At 69.6% G+C, this 16935-nt stretch carries 12 protein-coding genes; 7 read left to right on the forward strand and 5 right to left on the reverse strand.

The window, feature by feature from the left end; all coding sequences use genetic code 11:
• Window positions 1–85: 85 nt before the first annotated feature.
• From PV734_RS43995 to PV734_RS44010, 4 genes are all read left to right on the forward strand, one after another.
• Window positions 86–1432 carry an LLM class flavin-dependent oxidoreductase gene (locus PV734_RS43995; protein WP_319294858.1) on the forward strand — a complete coding sequence of 449 codons (1347 nt, stop codon included), beginning with the start codon at window positions 86–88 and terminating at the stop codon, window positions 1430–1432.
• A 22-nt stretch (window positions 1433–1454) separates the two neighbouring features.
• Window positions 1455–2354, forward strand: coding sequence for a TauD/TfdA family dioxygenase (locus PV734_RS44000; RefSeq protein ID WP_319294860.1), 900 nt, complete (start codon window positions 1455–1457; stop codon window positions 2352–2354).
• A 147-nt stretch (window positions 2355–2501) separates the two neighbouring features.
• A complete protein-coding gene (locus tag PV734_RS44005; RefSeq protein ID WP_319294862.1) occupies window positions 2502–3143 on the forward strand; it encodes a superoxide dismutase in 642 nt (213 codons plus the stop codon).
• Window positions 3144–3375: 232 nt separating this feature from the next.
• Window positions 3376–3627 carry a hypothetical protein gene (locus PV734_RS44010; RefSeq protein ID WP_319090007.1) on the forward strand — a complete coding sequence of 84 codons (252 nt, stop codon included), beginning with the start codon at window positions 3376–3378 and terminating at the stop codon, window positions 3625–3627.
• 13 nt (window positions 3628–3640) lie between these two features.
• Here PV734_RS44010 and PV734_RS44015 read toward each other — a convergent pair whose 3' ends face one another.
• Window positions 3641–4297, reverse strand: a complete 657-nt coding sequence (locus PV734_RS44015) for a DsbA family protein (RefSeq protein ID WP_319294863.1) — start codon at window positions 4295–4297, stop codon at window positions 3641–3643.
• A 137-nt stretch (window positions 4298–4434) separates the two neighbouring features.
• On the opposite strand from PV734_RS44015, the gene pepN reads away from it, so the two are divergent.
• Together pepN and PV734_RS44025 are read left to right on the forward strand one after the other, a co-directional pair.
• Window positions 4435–7032: an aminopeptidase N gene (gene pepN, locus PV734_RS44020; protein WP_319294864.1), complete on the forward strand. Its 2598-nt coding sequence runs from the start codon at window positions 4435–4437 to the stop codon at window positions 7030–7032.
• Window positions 7033–7380: 348 nt separating this feature from the next.
• A complete protein-coding gene (locus PV734_RS44025; RefSeq protein ID WP_319294866.1) occupies window positions 7381–8451 on the forward strand; it encodes a hypothetical protein in 1071 nt (356 codons plus the stop codon).
• Between the two features lie 101 nt (window positions 8452–8552).
• Here PV734_RS44025 and PV734_RS44030 read toward each other — a convergent pair whose 3' ends face one another.
• From PV734_RS44030 to PV734_RS44040, 3 genes are all read right to left on the reverse strand, one after another.
• Window positions 8553–9701, reverse strand: a complete 1149-nt coding sequence (locus PV734_RS44030; RefSeq protein ID WP_319294868.1) for a serine hydrolase domain-containing protein — start codon at window positions 9699–9701, stop codon at window positions 8553–8555.
• A 158-nt stretch (window positions 9702–9859) separates the two neighbouring features.
• Entirely contained in the window at window positions 9860–11629 is a 1770-nt protein-coding gene (locus tag PV734_RS44035; RefSeq protein ID WP_319294870.1) for a TIGR03767 family metallophosphoesterase, read from the reverse strand.
• Window positions 11630–11860: 231 nt separating this feature from the next.
• A complete protein-coding gene (locus tag PV734_RS44040) occupies window positions 11861–12319 on the reverse strand; it encodes an NUDIX hydrolase (protein ID WP_319090013.1) in 459 nt (152 codons plus the stop codon).
• 392 nt (window positions 12320–12711) lie between these two features.
• On the opposite strand from PV734_RS44040, the gene PV734_RS44045 reads away from it, so the two are divergent.
• The gene (locus PV734_RS44045; RefSeq protein ID WP_319294872.1) at window positions 12712–16032 is read left to right on the forward strand and encodes a S8 family serine peptidase; all 3321 of its coding nucleotides are present in this window, start codon (window positions 12712–12714) and stop codon (window positions 16030–16032) included.
• 81 nt (window positions 16033–16113) lie between these two features.
• On the opposite strand, the gene PV734_RS44050 is transcribed toward PV734_RS44045, so the two are convergent.
• A complete protein-coding gene (locus PV734_RS44050; protein WP_319294874.1) occupies window positions 16114–16935 on the reverse strand; it encodes a hypothetical protein in 822 nt (273 codons plus the stop codon).

A 16935-nucleotide genomic window follows, 5' to 3' on the forward strand; every position in this document is an offset into this window, starting at 1 on the left:
CCTGAAGGGGCCTCGTCCTCAAACGCCGGACGGGCTGGATTGCCCGGGCCGGCGACGAAAAGCCGCTGCAAGCAAAGGAACCACCATGGCCCGCCAACTCCACCTCAACGCCTTCCTCATGACCACCGGCCATCACGAAGCCTCGTGGCGGCTACCCGAAAGCGACCCGTACGCGCACGTCGAGTTGGACCACTACGTACGGCTGGCCCGGATCGCCGAGCGCGGGACCTTCGACTCGTTGTTCCTGGCCGACAGCCCCCAGTTGTGGGGCAGTGTGGCCCAGCGCCCCGCGGGTGCCCTGGAGCCGCTCACCCTGCTGACGGCCCTGGCCACGGCGACCACGCACATCGGTCTGATCGCGACCGCCTCCACGTCCTACAACTCCCCCTACAACCTGGCCCGCAAGTTCGCCTCTCTCGACATCATCAGCGGGGGCCGGGCGGGCTGGAACATCGTCACCACCGCCGGTGCCGAGGCCGCCCGTAACTTCGGGCTCGACGCGGAACCCGCCCACGCCCAGCGGTACGCCCGGGCCGCCGAGTTCCTCGATGTCGCCCTCAAGCTCTGGGACAGCTGGGAGGACGACGCGATCGTCGCCGACAAGGCCACCGGCGTCTGGGGCGACGACGCGAAGGTCCATCCGCCGCGCCACCGGGGGACGTACTTCAGCGTCGAGGGCGCCCTCAACGTGCCGCGTTCGCCGCAGGGTTACCCGGTGCTGGTGCAGGCGGGGTCGAGCGAGGACGGCAAGGCGTTCGCGGCCCGGTACGCGGAAGCCGTGTTCACCGCCCAGCAGACCATCGAGGACGCGCAGGCCTTCTACGCCGACCTCAAGTCCCGTACTGCGGCGGGTGGTCGGGACCCGGACCACATCAAGGTGCTGCCCGGCATCGTCCCGGTGCTCGGCTCCACGGAGGCCGAGGCGCTGGCCAACGAGCAGGTACTGGAGGACCACATCGTGTACGCGCACGGCGTGGGCAACCTGGAGAACCTGCTCAAACTGCCCGCCGGAACACTGGAGTTGGACGCTCAGCTGCCGGCCGACCTGCCGCCCGAGAGCGCGATCGAGGGCGCCAAGAGCCGCTACACGCTCGTCGTCGAGCTGGCCCGGCGCGAGCGCCTCACCGTGCGGCAGCTCATCGGACGGCTCGGCGGCGGGCGCGGGCACCTCACCTTCGCCGGTACGCCCGAGCAGGTGGCCGACGAGATCGAGACCTGGTTCACGCGGGGTGCCGCCGACGGCTTCAACATCATGCCCGCGGTCCTGCCCTCCGGGCTGGAGGCCTTCGTCGACCAGGTCGTCCCGATCCTGCGTGCCCGCGGTCTGCTCCGTGAGGAGTACGGGCCCCGCCAGACCCTGCGCGAGAGGTACGGCCTCCCGCGCCCCGCGAACCAGTACGTCAGCAGCACACAGACCCCCGCCCTCGTCTGACGAACCCCGAAAGGATCCTCACATGTCCGGCATCGAAATCCAGAAGGTCACCGCGAACATCGGCGCCCGAGTCTCGGGCGTGGACATCTCCAAGCCGCTCGACGAGGTACAGGTCGCCGCTCTCCGCGAGGCCCTGGGCGTCCACAAGGCCCTGGTCTTCGACGACGTGAACCTCGACGACGAGGGCCAGCAGGCCTTCGTCCGCCACTTCGGCGAGCTGACCACCGCCCACCCGACCGTGCCGTCCGTCGATGGCGCCGCGAACGTCCTGCCGGTCGACAGCGAGCGGGGCCGCGCCGCCAACCACTGGCACACGGACGTCACCTTCGTCCTCAACCCGCCGCAGGCCAGCACCCTGCGCAGCATCACCGTCCCGCCGTACGGCGGCGAGACCCTGATCGCCAGTTCGGCCGCCGCCTACCGTGATCTGCCGGAACCCCTGCGGAAGTTGGCCGACAACCTGTGGGCCGAGCACACCAACGACTACGACTACGCGGTGCCGGACGAGAGCCTCGACGAGGAACTGGCCGCCCAGCGCGCCCAGTTCACATCCATCACGTTCCGTACGGCCCACCCGGTCGTCCGCGTCCACCCGTTGACCGGCGAACGCGGGCTGTTCATCGGCGGGTTCGCGCAGCGGATCGTCGGTCTGTCGGTAACCGAATCCCGCAAGATCCTGGATCTGCTCCAGGCCTACGTCACCCGTCCGGAGAACGTCCTGCGCCACCGTTGGTCGCCGAACCAGCTCGTCCTCTTCGACAACCGCATCACCCAGCACTACGCCATCGACAACTACAACGGCCTGCCCCGCCGTCTGCACCGGGTGACCATCGCCGGTGACATCCCGGTCGGCATCGACGGCAAGGAGAGCTACTCGATCACGGGAGACGCCTCGCACTACACGTCTGTCGCCCAGCCGTAGACCGCCCTGCCTCCTGCCCCGCCCTGCCTTACCTTGCCTCCTGCGTCTCTCCCGGAAAAAGACCCTCGCGCCATGCACGCGAGGGTCTTTTTGTTGCTAGCGTGTAGTTGCAAGTAATGTGCAATAAGAGGTCGAGGGGACCCCCGCATGCCCGTCTACACGCTCCCTGAGCTGCCGTACGACTACTCGGCGCTCGCGCCCGTGATCAGCCCCGAGATCATCGAGCTGCACCACGACAAGCATCACGCGGCGTACGTGAAGGGCGCCAACGACACGTTGGAGCAGCTCGCGGAGGCGCGCGACAAGGAGTCCTGGGGGTCGATCAACGGCCTGGAGAAGAGCCTCGCCTTTCATCTCTCCGGCCACATCCTGCACTCCGTCTACTGGCACAACATGACCGGCGACGGCGGTGGCGAACCGCTGGAGAAGGACGGTGTGGGCGAACTCGCCGACGCGATCGCCGAGTCGTTCGGCTCGTACGCCGGCTTCAAGGCGCAGCTCACCAAGGCCGCCGCGACAACGCAGGGTTCGGGCTGGGGTGTCCTTGCCCACGAACCGCTGAGCGGGCGACTGATCGTCGAGCAGGTCTACGACCACCAGGGCAACACCGGTCAGGGCGCCACCCCGATCCTGGTCTTCGACGCCTGGGAGCACGCCTTCTATCTCCAGTACAGGAACCAGAAGGTCGACTTCATCGACGCGATGTGGGCCGTCGTCAACTGGCAGGACGTGGCGAAGCGTTACACCGCCGCCAAGTCCCGTGCGGACGTACTGCTGTTGGCGCCCTGAGCGGATCGCGCGGACCGTGGCGCCCGCGCACAGCGCGCAGAGCTCGCCGACCACGGTGAAGCGTCCTGCCTCGTGATCGTCTTCTCACCGAACGCGACGGCAGGCGGAATGACGGGCGGCCCCCGCGAGGACATGACTCGCGGGGGCCGCCCCATTCCCTACGCCCGTGCGCGGACCTACTCTCGGGGGTCCGGGACATCTCCACCGGAACCCGCCACACCGGGAGGATCACATGCTGTCGATGCGGTGCGTGAACTGCGCAGGCACGGTCCAGGACTTCCGCCGACTGACCGACGCGGAGAAGACGTACGTCGCGGGGCAGAAGCCGAAACACACCCGTCTGGGGGCCTACTACCGCTGCACCCGCGAGGGCTGCCTGCGCTTCCAACGGCTGGGGAACCACAAGGACGGCGGCTCCTTCCCCAAGCCCGAGACCAAGGCTCCCAGCAAGGACTCCGAGCTGGAAGCCGAGGCCAAGGGCTGACGGGCCGGTCGCCCTACAGGTTGCTGAAGTCCGGGCCCGCCGTCCGCGAACGCTTGATCTCGTAGAAGCCGGGGACCGAGGCGACCAGCAGAGTGCCGTCCCACAGCTTGGCGGCCTCCTCGCCCTTCGGGGCCGGGGTGACGACCGGGCCGAAGAAGGCGATCTGTTCACCGTCGGCGCCGGGGACCGCGATCACGGGGGTGCCGACGTCCTGGCCGACCTTGGTGATGCCCTCCTTGTGGGAGGCGCGCAGCTCGGCGTCGAACTCGAAGTCCTGCTGCTCGGCGTAGTCGATCAGGTCGGCGGGCAGGCCGACGTCGGCCAGAGCGGCGGCGATCGACTCGAGGGTCAGACCCTCGCCCTTGTTGTGGACGCGCGTGCCCAGGGCCGTGTAGAGGGGGCCGAGGACGTCGGCGCCGTGCTTCTGCGCGGCCGCCGTCACGACCTTCACGCCCAGCCAGGCCCTGCCGGTGAGCATCTCGCGGTACTCGTCGGGCAGCTCGTCGAGCTTGTCCTCGTTGAGTACCGCCAGGCTCATGACGTGCCAGCGGACCTCGATGTCACGGACCTTCTCCACCTCCAGGACCCACCGGGAGGTCATCCAGGCCCAGGGACAGAGCGGGTCGAACCAGAAGTCGACGGGGGTCTTGGTCGAGCTCGTCTCGGACATGGGTCTCCTAGAGAAAGATGTGCTTTCAACAGGGAACGCATCCCCGGCACCGTCGCATTCCCGGGTGCCCGGTGCCATCGGCGCGTGGCAGGATCGGTGCTGGTCGGCCGTACTGATGACAATCGAGGGAGTGCTCCGTGCCCGGTGAGAATCTGTCCCGCGACGAGGCCCGCGAGCGGGCCGCCCTGCTGTCCGTCGACGGGTACGAGGTGTTCCTCGACGTGCGGTCCGCCCTGGGCGACTCAGCCAGTGGGAGTGGTAGTGGCGCGGGCGGGGCTCGGACCTTTCGGTCCGTGACCACGATCCGGTTCCGGTGTGCCGAGCCCGGTGCCGCCAGTTTCGCGGATCTTGTCGCGCCGAGCGTGACCGCCGTCTCCCTCAACGGCCGGGATCTCGACCCGGGGGCCGTGTTCGACGGCACGCGCATCCTGCTGGAGGATCTCGCCGCCGACAACGAGCTGGTGGTCGACGCCCAGTGCGCCTACTCCCGCACCGGCGAGGGACTGCACCGCTTCGTCGACCCCGAGGACGGCGAGGTCTACCTGTACACGCAGTACGAACCCGCCGACTCCCGCCGCGTCTTCGCCAACTTCGAGCAGCCCGACCTGAAGGCCCCCTTCCGCTTCGAGGTACGGGCGCCCGAGGAGTGGGTCGCGTGGAGCAACGGGGTGGGGGATCTGGTCGACGGCGTGTGGCGGTTCGCCGAGACCAAGCCGATCTCCACGTACATCACCACCATCCTCGCGGGGCCGTACCACTACGTCACCGACTCGTACTCCCGTACGTTCGCCGACGGTACGACCCTCGACATCCCCCTCGGCGCCATGTGCCGCAAGGGTCTCGCCCCCTACTTCGACTCCGACGACGTCTTCCTCGTCACCAAGCAGGGGCTGGACTTCTTCCACGACCACTTCGACTACCCGTACCCCTTCGGGAAGTACGACCAGGCGTTCGTGCCCGAGTACAACCTCGGCGCGATGGAGAACCCGGGGCTGGTCACCTTCCGCGAGGAGTTCATCTTCCGGGGCAAGGTGACGCAGGCGGCGTACGAGCGGCGGGCGAACGTCGTCCTGCACGAGATGGCCCACATGTGGTTCGGCGACCTCGTCACCATGGAGTGGTGGGACGACCTGTGGCTCAAGGAGTCCTTCGCCGACTTCATGGGCTCCTTCTCGCTCGTCGAGGCGACCCGTTTCACCAGCGGCTGGGTCACCTTCGCCAACAACCGCAAGGCCTGGGCCTACCGCGCCGACCAGCTACCCTCCACGCACCCCGTCACGGCCGACATCCGCGACCTGGAGGACGCCAAGCTCAACTTCGACGGCATCACCTACGCCAAGGGCGCCTCCGTACTCAAGCAGCTCGTCGCCTACGTGGGTCCGGACGCGTTTCTCGAAGGTGCGCGGCGGTACTTCAAGCGGCACGCGTACGGCAACACGCGCCTCGGTGACCTGCTGTCGGTGCTGGAGGAGACCAGCGGGCGCGACATGGCGTCCTGGTCGCGCGCGTGGCTCCAGACCGCCGGGGTCAACTCCCTCACCCCGGCTGTGCTGTTGAGCGCGGACGGGCTGATCACCGAGCTGGCCGTGATCCAGGAGGCCGCCGAGTCGCACCCCGAACTGCGGCCCCACCGCGTGGCCGTGGGTCTCTACCGGCGTTCCGTGGACGGGGTGTTGGAGCGGTACGCGCGTGCCGAGGTCGATATCGACGGGCCCCGCACTGTCGTCGCCGAGCTGGTCGGGAGCGAGGCCCCCGACCTCGTTCTCGTCAACGACGACGACCTGACGTACTGCAAGATCCGGTTCGACGAGGGCTCGTTGGCGACGCTGCGGGCGCACCTCGGCGACATCACCGACCCGCTCGCCCGTGCCCTGTGCTGGTCCGCGCTGTGGAACCTGACGCGGGACGCGCTGATGCCGGCTCGGGACTTCGTCGACCTGGTGCTGCGGTTCGCGGGGCGCGAGTCGGACATCGGCGTGCTCCAGATGCTGCACGCGTGGGCCGGCTCCGCGCTCACCCACTACGCGGCCCCCGACTGGCGGGCGGCCGGTGAACGCCTGCTCGCCGAGGGCGCGTTGAAGGAACTGCGGCTCGCCGAGCCGGGCAGCCAGCACCAGTTGACGTGGGCCCGATTCCTGGCGGCCGTGGCGTCGAGCGAGGCCGATCTCCAGCTGCTCCAGGGGCTGTTGGAGGGCACGGCGAAGATCGACGGTCTCGACGTCGACCAGGAGCTGCGGTGGGCGTTCCTGGAACCGCTCACCTCGCACGGCGTCGCCGACGAGAAGGCCCTCGCGGCCGAACTCGCCCGCGACGACACGGCGTCCGGCAAGCGCCACCAGGTCCGCTGCCTCGCCCCCCGTCCCTCGGCCGCCGTCAAGGCGCAGGCGTGGGCCCAGGTCGTCGAGTCGGACGCGCTGTCCAACGCCCTTGTCGAGGCCACCATCTCGGGCTTCGTTCAGGGTTCGCAGCGGGAGCTTCTCGCGCCGTACGCGGAGAAGTACTTCGAGGTGATCGAGCGGACGTGGGCCGACCGCTCGATCCAGATCGGGATGGACGTCGTACGGGGCCTGTTCCCGTCCCTCCAGGACTCACCGGAGACGCTGGCGACGACCGACGCGTGGCTGACGACCCACGCGGACGTGGCGCCGGCCCTGCGGCGCCTGGTCCTGGAGGCCCGGGACGACCTGGCACGGGCACTGCGGGCGCAGGCGTGCGATGGGGCGGCGGTGCGGTAAGAGGTTGGGTGCGTTGTCGGGTGCGGGCCCGGTGGGGCTTCTCGCGCAGTTCCCCGCGCCCCCAAAGACAAAGACCCGGCCCTGCGGGCCGAAAAGCACGGGGCGCAGCCCCTGCTTTTCAGGGGCGCGGGGAACTGCGCGACCAGCCCCCACCGGGCCCGCACCCACGACCCCACCGCCCCGCCGACCCCACCGTTACCGAACCCGCTCACTCACCCCCGTAACCCCCGGAGGGACCAGCACCTTTCGGCACTCGAACGCTTGCACTTTAGGGCGAGCTTGTCCGGAATTGTCGACGGGACTGTAACAGCGGTTAGGGGGCGGATCGGACACGGGAATGCCGGAGTCATGACCCACAACACCCCGCTCTCCCCGAGCACCCGCCCCCTCCGTCACCTGTCCCACGTACAGCGCCGGGTACTGACCACCGCGCAACTGCGGGCGAACGGCGTCCCGCTCGCCGAGGCGAACGAGCAGTGCCGGTCCGGCGGACCCTGGCAGCAGATCCTGCCGGGCGTGTTCCTGCTGCACCCGGGACCGCCCACCAGCGAGGAACGGCTACACGCGGCACTCCTGTACGCGGCGAAGGAGCGGCCGGCGACGGGGATCCCCGCCCAGCCCGACTCCGAGGAGCCCTACCGGGAGCGAGGCCGCCCGGTCTATGCCGAGGCCATGATCACCGGCCTCGCCGCGCTCGCCCTGCACGGCTTCGCGTCCGCGCCTCCACTGCTGTCCCTCGGCACCGTCGACGTCCTGGTCCCCCGGCTGCGCCGGCTCCGCTCGACGGGCTGCGTCCGCATCGTCCGTTCCTCGGCCCTGCCCACGCCCGAGCTGATCAACGGGCTCCCGGTCGCGCCGGTTGCCCGCGCCCTCGCCGACGCGGTGGCCGGACTCACGGACGCGGACACCGTACGCCGGCTGCTGACCGACGCGGTGCGCGGCGGTCACTGTGAACCGGCCTCGGTGGTACGCGAGTTGAGCCAGGGGCGGCTGCTGGGCCGACCGCATGTCGTGGACGCCGTCGACTCCCTGCTCGCGGAGGGCCGCGCTGTCGCGGAGGACCGGCTGTACCGGATGGTCCGCGACCACGGCCTCCCGGAACCCGTCTGGAACGTCGACCTGCGCCTGCCGGGCGGCCCGTGCCTCGGCGGCCTCGACGCCTACTGGCCCGACCAGGCGGTGGCCGTGGAGCTCGACACGCGCGCCCCGCGCCCGGGCAACCGGCAGGAGGACGACGCGCTCTGGTCGGAGTACGCCCGTAAGCGGGAGCATCTGGAGCGGCTGGGCATCACGGTCGTCCACATCACGCCGCGCAAACTGCGCGAGGCGATCGCGCAGCAGGCAACTGTCGTACGCACGGCTCTGATGGCGTCGGGGGACCGCGAGCCGGCCGCGTATGTCGTGGTTCTGCCCAGGTAGTGACGGACCGGGCAGTACCTGGAGGGGAGAGGAGGGGCCGCCGGGCGACCGGGGGCCCCTCCTCGTGTCTCCCGCGTTCTCCCTCGTTTCCCCGAGCGTGGCTACTCGGTCCCGCAGTACTCCGCCTCGACGATCTTCGCCGAGTCGCCGCTCCAGTCGCCGTTGAAGTTGAAGGCGAGGGAATGCCTGCCGTCGGCCGTGGTGACGGCGACCGAGCTGGAACCGTGGATGCCGCCGCTGTGGCCCCAGACGGTGACCCCGCAGCTCAGCTCGTTCTCGATGAGCCCGAGTCCGTAGCGCCCGTCGACCTGGTCGGCGGGGACGGTCGTCCTCATCTCGGCGAGTTGCTTCGCGGGCAGCACCTTGCCGCGCAGCAGCGCCGAGTAGAACCGGTTCAGATCACCGGAGTTGGAGATGATCTCGCCGGCGGAGTTGGCGACGGAGGGGTTGAGCTCGGTGACGTCGTAGATCCTGCCGCCGGGGTTCGCGGCGAGCGTCGAGTAGGCGCGGCTGCTGGTCTGCGGCACCTTGGCGCTCGTACCCGGCATGTACGTACCGTGCAGGCCGAGCGGCTTGATGACGCGCCGCCGGACCTCGTCGCCGTACGAGTTGCCGGTCACCTTCTTGATGACCATCCCGGCGAGCGTGTAGTTGGTGTTGGAATAGCTCCAGCCCGTGCCCGGGGCGAACTCGGGCTTGTGAGCCATGGCGATCCCGACGATCTCCTTCGGGGTCCAGGTGCGGTACCGGTTCTTGAAGAAGCCCTCCGCGAGGAATACCTCGCGCTGGAAGTCCTCGTCCTCGGTGTAGTTGAAGATGCCGCTGGTGTGGTTGAGGAGCTGACGGAGGGTGATCTTCCGTCCGTCGTGGCCGTTGCCCCGTACGACTCCGGGCAGCCACTTGTCGACCGTGTCGTCCAGGGACACCCGCCCCTCGGCCTCCAGTTGGAGCAGGACGGTCGCGATGAAGGTCTTGGTGATGCTGCCGGACCGGAAGTTGTCCTGGGCGCTGCGCGGCGCACCGGTCCTACGGTTGCCGACACCCGCCGTCGCCTTCCAGACGCCGTGGCCGTCCTTGGCCTGGAGGGCCACGCCGGGTACGCCGTCCAGGATCGCGGCGTCCATGGCCTTCCGGGTGGCCTCGTGGCCGCCGCCCCGTTCGGCCGGAGCCGCCACGGCGGGTGCCGCGAACGCGCCTGCCGCGACGGCGAGCGCCGCGACCATCCCGAACAGCCTCTTGTTGACTGACATCCGTTCCCCCTTGTTCTTCCCTGCTCGACCTTGCTCGTTGTCGCTCGTCCTGTTCTTGAGCGTCGGCAGGAGTGACACGACGGATGAGCGGGAGGTTGACAGGGGGGTGATGGTTGAGCGCCTTTCGGTCAATACCGGGAGTGCGGCGGGCCCGGCCGTCAGCCCTTCCGCAGCACCAGCTCCACGTTCCGGTCCCCCGCGCCTCCCGACAGGTCCATGTTCGCCCCCGGCGCGTTGAACGACAGCTCCCGGTACAGCGCCGCCAGGCCCGTCTGGGAGAGGTCGGTGTAGTCCGTCCTGTGCGGGGCCGCCGATTCGACCAGGGTCGTGAAGAGGGAGAGCGTGCCGTCCCTGTTGTCCACCAGCTCGATGACTCGGGCCAGTTGGGGGAAGTCGATGTGCGAGGCCGTCGAGATCTCCCAGAACGAGCGGTTGTCCGGGGCCGAGTGCGCCTTGATGACGTTACGGTGGATGTGGCCGTTCACCCAGGCCAGGACGTTGCTGTGGCTGGCGAGGAGAGCCACGACCGCCGAACCGTCGTAGCGTCGTTCGTCCGGGTGGGCCGGGTCGAGGTGGGTGTTGGTCATCGACTCGCTGGTGTGGTGGCTGAAGACGATCGCGTACGAGCCGTCCTTCGCGTGCTCGCGCAACGTCCGGTCCAGCCAGCGCACCTGGGCCGCGCCGATCGAGCCCTGGTAGTGGCCCCCGGGGTCGGTGGTGTCGATGCTGATGCCGACGACGTCGTCCGAGATACGGAAGGTGTAGTACTGGGTGCCGGAGTCCAGGTTGGCCGTCGAGTAGCCGTGGCCCACCGGGCCGACCCCCTTGTACGCCGGGTCCAGGTGCGCCTTCAGGTACTCGGCCCGGGTGAAGGGGGCCCGCTTCTCGTCCGGGGTGACCGAGCGCAGGTCGCGGGTGTGGGCCTGGATCAGCTCCCGGAAATGGATGCCCTTCGGGTCGTCGGAGCTTCTGATCTGGTCCTGGAGCGCCTTGCTGCGTGCCGTCGGCAGATCCATCAGCTTCTTGCCGCCGACCGCGAAGTCGGTGAGGAAGGGATCGCTGTGGGAGGCGTAGCAGCCGAGGGGCAGGGAGTCGTGGTTGCCGACCGTCGAGTACCAGGGAAGGTTCAGGCCGGGGCTGCGCACCTCCCGTATCGCCGCTTCGAGGAAGCCGTCGATGTGCGGGAAGCCGTCCTGCTTGTCGGAGTCGCGGGTGACGGAGTCCGGCTGCCAGTAGAGCGGGAGGCCGCTGTTCTGGACGCCCTCGTAGTGGCGCGGGTCACCGGTGTTCGGCGTCATGCGCCCGCCGCTCATCACCTTCATGAACCACTCCAGCTCGGAGTGCGCGTTGTTGTCCGTGTTGTCGCCGGTGGTCATCACGAAGTGGAGCGGCGAGCCGGTGACCGGCGCCCCGCGCAGCGCGTTGATCCGCTCGACCAGCGAGGTCGCGCCCTGCACCGACAGTGCCTCGTGCGGGCGCCAGGCGTGCCGGTCGGCCGAACGCATGTACTCCAGGCGCAGCGGGTGCTGTACGTCGGTCAGGTGCAGGTCCGTGAACTGGACGAAGGCCGCCATGGTGGTCCGGCGGGCGGCACGGCCGGAGCGGGGTTCGGCCAGTTCGCTCCGTACGACCCGCTGCCAGGCCGGGCCGTCGCCGAGGCGTCGGTAGCCGCCCGCGCCGAGGGGCGCGGAGACGGTGTCGAGCGTGGTGCCCCGGACGGACGGGGCGAGCGCGGCCGGCGCCGCCTGGTGGGGCACGGTCGCCGGGTTCTCGGCGGCTGCGGCTTCGGCCGACGTGGCGGCCTGGCTGTCACTGGGCCGCAGGGCGTAGCCGACGCCCGCCGAGACGGACACCGCCCCGGCCGCGGCGAGTACGGTACGTCGATTGGGACCCGGCGTGGGGCCGGCGACAGAGCGTGTGCGCGACATGGCGCGGTCTCCCCGAGTGCGAACGCGTCGGAAGTGGTCACGGGTGGTCGCAGGTGCGAACGTCCCGCTCACTCTGGATGCTTGGCACTGGGGATGACCTGCGCGTGAACGAGGCAGCAACGCGCGACGCCGATCTCCGTACGTGGATCTTGGGCCACCTCGCCCGTTCACGACCGCACCGCGAACGGCCCGGAGCCGGTCACTCCGCGTTCATCTGACGGGGTAGACGGGCTACTCGCCCGCCTGCACGACCCTCCCCGTGACCGGCCGTTCCCGCCACAGCTCCAGCCCGACGATCACCGTCCGTGCCCTCCGCAGCCCCGCCACCGCGTCCAGGTCGTGCCAGGCGGCGAGATCCGTGGAGCCGTTCGTCTCCGGGCGGAGTTCGCCGCCGGTGACCAGACCCTCGTAGACCAGCGCCAGACCCTGGTGGTCCACCGGGCGCCACCTGCGGTGGGTGAAGGTACGGCGGCGCGAGTCGATGCCCAGCAGGCCTGTCACGTCGATGCGATAGCCCGTCTCCTCCATGAGTTCACGGCGGACCGTGTCGTACGGATCCTCACCGTGCTCCATGCCGCCGCCCGGCAGTACCCACTCGTGGCCGCCCCGGCCGTCGGGGCTGCGGGCAAGCAGAATCTGGTCGTTCCGGACACAGACGGCGTAGGCCGCCACCCTCAAGGTCGTTCGCACACAAGGAAGTTAACGCGCCCGGCGGATTCCGGCGGCGAATTGTCCGGCCGGGGTCCAGATCGAGCCGTGGGCGGTGGCGGAGAGCCATGGGCCGTGCGGGAGAGCTGTTCGCGGCGGCCGACCGGTGCCGCGCCGCATCAGAGCGCACCCCTCGCTTCACCCCCTACCTGACCGGGTCACACAAGGTGTGAAAGGCCGCCATTTTGGCCATACCTCCTCATGGCAGATCGCGGGTTTTCCCCATCCATCCATATCGTTTCGGTCAACCTTCCCCAAACATCTGTCCCTTGAGTAAAGCTGGGCGATCATCCGGGGTCGTATCCGGACGATCGCGGCCAGGGTCGATCGACCTGGTCGCTCGACGCACGTTCCTTTACCTACAAGGGATGCCGATGACCTTCACGCCCGAGCGCGAACCGATAACGAGCGCGAGACGCCTGGCACGCATAGCCGTGGCCGCCGGACTGGTGGCCGCTCTCTCCGGGGCAGGGCCCATACCCATGGCCTTCTCCGCGGACACCGCGACGGGGGCGGCCCCGGCCGACGGCACCGTCAAGTCGGCGCACGACAAGCTCGGCTCCGACGACGCCGAGCTTCTCTCCGAGGCCAAGGCCGACGGCGACAAGAACGTCACGATGATGATCGCCACCGCTCCGGGCCAGACCGAGCAGGTCGCCGCGCAGCTGGACGCGGTCCAGGGCGGCCTCGTGGGCCGGACCTTCGACAAGGTCGGCTACGTCCGGGCCACGGTCCCGACCGCGAAGGCCGACGCGGCCATCAAGGCCGCCGCGAAGCTCTCCTCCGTACACGGGATCGACCTGCGCCAGGACATCCCGCTGGACGACCCGACCCCGAGTGCCGACACCGCCTCCGCCCCCCAGGCGAGTGCCGCCAAGACCAAGGCCAAGACCTACGCGGCGCCGGACAAGAACACGCCCGCCGCGAACCCGTACAACCCGTCCTTCGAGACGGGCGCCGTCGACTTCGTGAAGAAGAACCCGAAGGCGGACGGCCGCGGTATCACCATCGGCATCCTCGACTCCGGTGTGGACCTGGGGCACCCCGCTCTGCAGAAGACCACCACCGGTGAGCGCAAGATCGTCGACTGGGTGACGTCCACCGACCCGGTCTCCGACGGCGACGGCAGTTGGCTGCGGCAGACGAGGGCGGTCGCCGGTCCGGCCTTCGCCATCACCACGGCCAGCCAGGGCACCGAGAACTTCACGGCGCCGGTCGGCGACTACAAGTTCAGCTACTTCGCCGAGTCCGCCACCGCCGGCGGCGACCAGGCCGGCGACGTCAACCGCGACGGCGACAAGACCGACGTCTGGGGCGTGCTGTACAACGCCGCCGCCGGCACGGTCACCGTCGACGTGAACGACAACCACGACTTCACCGACGACACCCCGATGAAGCCGTACAAGGACGGCTACCAGGTCGGCTACTTCGGGACGGACAACCCGGCGACCGACGTCGTCGAGCGCATCCCGTTCGTCGTCGAGATCCGCAAGGACGTCGTCTACAACGCGGCCGGCGCCAAGGCCGACTACGCCAACATCGGCATGATCTCGTCCGAGCACGGCACCCACGTCGCCGGTATCACCGCGGCGAACAGCCTGTTCGGCGGCAAGATGAACGGCGCCGCGCCCGGCGCCAAGATCGTGTCGTCCCGCGCCTGCGTCTTCGGCCCGGGCTGCACCAACGTCGCGCTGACCGAGGGCATGATCGACCTCGTCGTCAACCGTGGCGTCGACATCGTCAACATGTCGATCGGCGGCCTCCCGGCGCTGAACGACGGCAACAACGCGCGCGCCGAGCTGTACACGCGTCTGATCGACACGTACGGCGTCCAGCTCGTCATCTCGGCCGGCAACTCCGGCCCCGGTGCCAACACGATCGGTGACCCCGGTCTGGCCGACAAGGTCATCTCCGTCGGCGCGTCCATCTCCAAGGAGACCTGGGCGTCCAACTACGGCTCGATCGTGTCGAAGAAGTACGCGATGCTGCCGTTCTCCTCGCGCGGTCCGCGTGAGGACGGCGGCTTCACGCCGACGATCACCGCGCCCGGCGCCTCGATCAACACCACGCAGACCTGGCTGCCGGGCTCCCCGGTCGCCCAGGCGGGCTACACCCTCCCGGCCGGCTACTCGATGCTGCAGGGCACCTCGATGGCGTCCCCGCAGGCCGCCGGCGCCTCGGCGCTGCTGCTCTCGGCCGCCAAGCAGAGGCACATCGCCCTCTCCCCGGCCGACCTCCGCACGGCCCTGGCCACGCACGCCGACCACATCGAAGGTGTGCAGGCGTACGAAGAAGGCGCCGGTCTCATCAACATCGTGGACGCGTGGAAGGCCATCACGGCCGGTGCCACCGCCCAGGACTACACCGTCAAGGCCCCGGTCGACACCGCGATCGACTTCGCGCTGAAGACCCCGGGCTTCGGCACCGGTCTGTACGACCGCGAAGGCGGCCTCAAGCTCGGCGTCAGCAAGACGTACGACGTCACCGTGACGCGTACGTCCGGTCCCGCCAAGGCGATCCGGCACGACCTGCGCTTCAGGAACAACATCGGTGGCACCTTCAGGATCGCCGGCAAGGAAGACGTCAGCCTGCCGCTGAACAAGCCGGTCACGATCAAGGTCGTCGCGAACTCGAAGACGGCCGGCATCAAGAGCGCGATCCTTGAGGTCGACGACCCGCAGACCGAGGTCGTCGACAAGCAGATCCTGACCACGGTCGTGATCTCGAAGCCGGTCAAGTACACGTTCTCCGCGTCGGGCTCGGTCCAGCGCAACAGCAGCAAGTCCTACTTCCTGACCGTTCCCGAGGGCGCCAAGACCCTTGAGGTCGCGATCAGCGGACTGGCGGCCACCAGCCAGACCCGGTTCATCTCGATCCACCCGTACGGTGTCCCGGTCGAGGACACGGGCACGCCGTACTGCTACAGCAACTACCCGAACACCAACGGCTGCGCGCCCGACGTGCGTTCGTACCCGAACCCGCAGGCCGGTGTCTGGGAGGTCGAGGTCGAGTCGCGTCGTACGTCGCCGCTGCTCGACAACCCGTACACGCTGGACGCCACCGTCCTGGGCGCGACCTTCGACCCGGATGTCGTGACCGTCCCCGAGGCCAAGGTCGGTACGCCGATCGCCGCCTCCTGGAAGGTGACGAACAACCTGGCCCCGGTCGACGGCAAGCTGGTCGGCGGTCCGCTCGGCTCCGCGCTGAACGCCCGTCCGACCATCGCCAACGGTGAGACCCAGACGACCACGGTCGAGGTGCCCGCGGGCGCCCAGTCCCTGGACGTCGCCATCGGCAACGTCTCGGACACCGCCGCCGACCTCGACCTGTTCGTGTACGACGCGGCCGGCAACGAGGTCGCCAACTCCGCCGACGGCGACTCGGAGGAGGCGGTCTCCATCGCCTCGCCCGCCGCCGGTACGTACACCGTGCAGGTCATCGGCTACGCGATCCCGGCCGGTACGACCGCGTACGACTACCAGGACGTCTTCTACTCGTCCGCCCTGGGCTCCATCCAGGTCGCCGGCACCCCGGTGAAGCTCGGCACGGGCGCCTCGGCGACCGTCTCCGGCAACATCATCGCCAACGCCCCGGCGCCCGCCGGCCGCGAGTTCTTCGGCCAGGTCGCCCTGGTGAACGCGCACGGCACGGCAGCCGGCATCGGCAACGTGAAGATCGAGAAGGTCACCCCGTAGCGGTAGGTACGACCGAAGGGCGGGCGTCCGGTACCTGGTACCGGGCGCCCGCCCCTTTGTCGTTCACTCGACAGACTCGGATCACTCGCACGCGAGGGTGCGGGACCCGGGCAGCGCCGCCGTGATCCAGGCCCGCTCGGCGGCGATCTCCTTCTCGTCGGTGGACCAGGTGTCGGGGGTCACGGCGTCCGTCGCGATACCGATCAGGGTGTGGACGCCCACCGTCAGCCGGGGGTCGACGTCCTGGTCCATCACGAACGTCACCTCGGCCGGGCCCTCGGCCGGCTTGTAGTAGCGGCTCACCCGCAGGGTGATCCGGTCCTGGTCGGTGCCGGGGCCGGGGTCGACGGCGGTGACAGTGCCCTCGACGACCAGACGGGCGCAGGCGAGATATCCCGTGTGACTCAGCGCACCCGTGCCACCCCCGGTCCTGACAGGCCCGCCGCTGTCCGGGTCGAGCGAGTGGGACGGCGCCGCGCCGGCCGACGGGGACGTCCCCACGTCGGCCGCCGAGGACGTCCCCGCGTCCTCGGCCCCGTTGCCTGCCTGCGAGAGCAGCCATCCCGACCCGGTGATCATGGCTCCGGCGGCGGACACCGCGGCGACACCGAGGGCGAGGGTGCGCAGCGGGCGCCAGTACGGCCGTTGCCGTAGCGGAGTCCGGGTCGGCGCCCGGACCGCGGCCTTGGCCGGACCGCGCACCGGCGCCACCGCGGGCTCCGTGTGTTCCTGCGCCGCCAGCGCGTCCCCGATGAGCCCCAACTGCTCGCGCAGCAGCGCCACATCGGCCGCCGCCGACCAGTGTTCGGCCATGAAGTCGGCGTCCGTGAGGGCCCCTTCGGGCAGCGGGTCGTCCGTCAGCGCGGCCATCAGCGCGTCCACGCCGTTGTGTTCGGCGGCCAT

Origin of the sequence: Streptomyces sp. AK08-02 (assembly GCF_033795085.1) — a bacterium.
GTDB lineage: Bacteria > Actinomycetota > Actinomycetes > Streptomycetales > Streptomycetaceae > Streptomyces > Streptomyces echiniscabiei.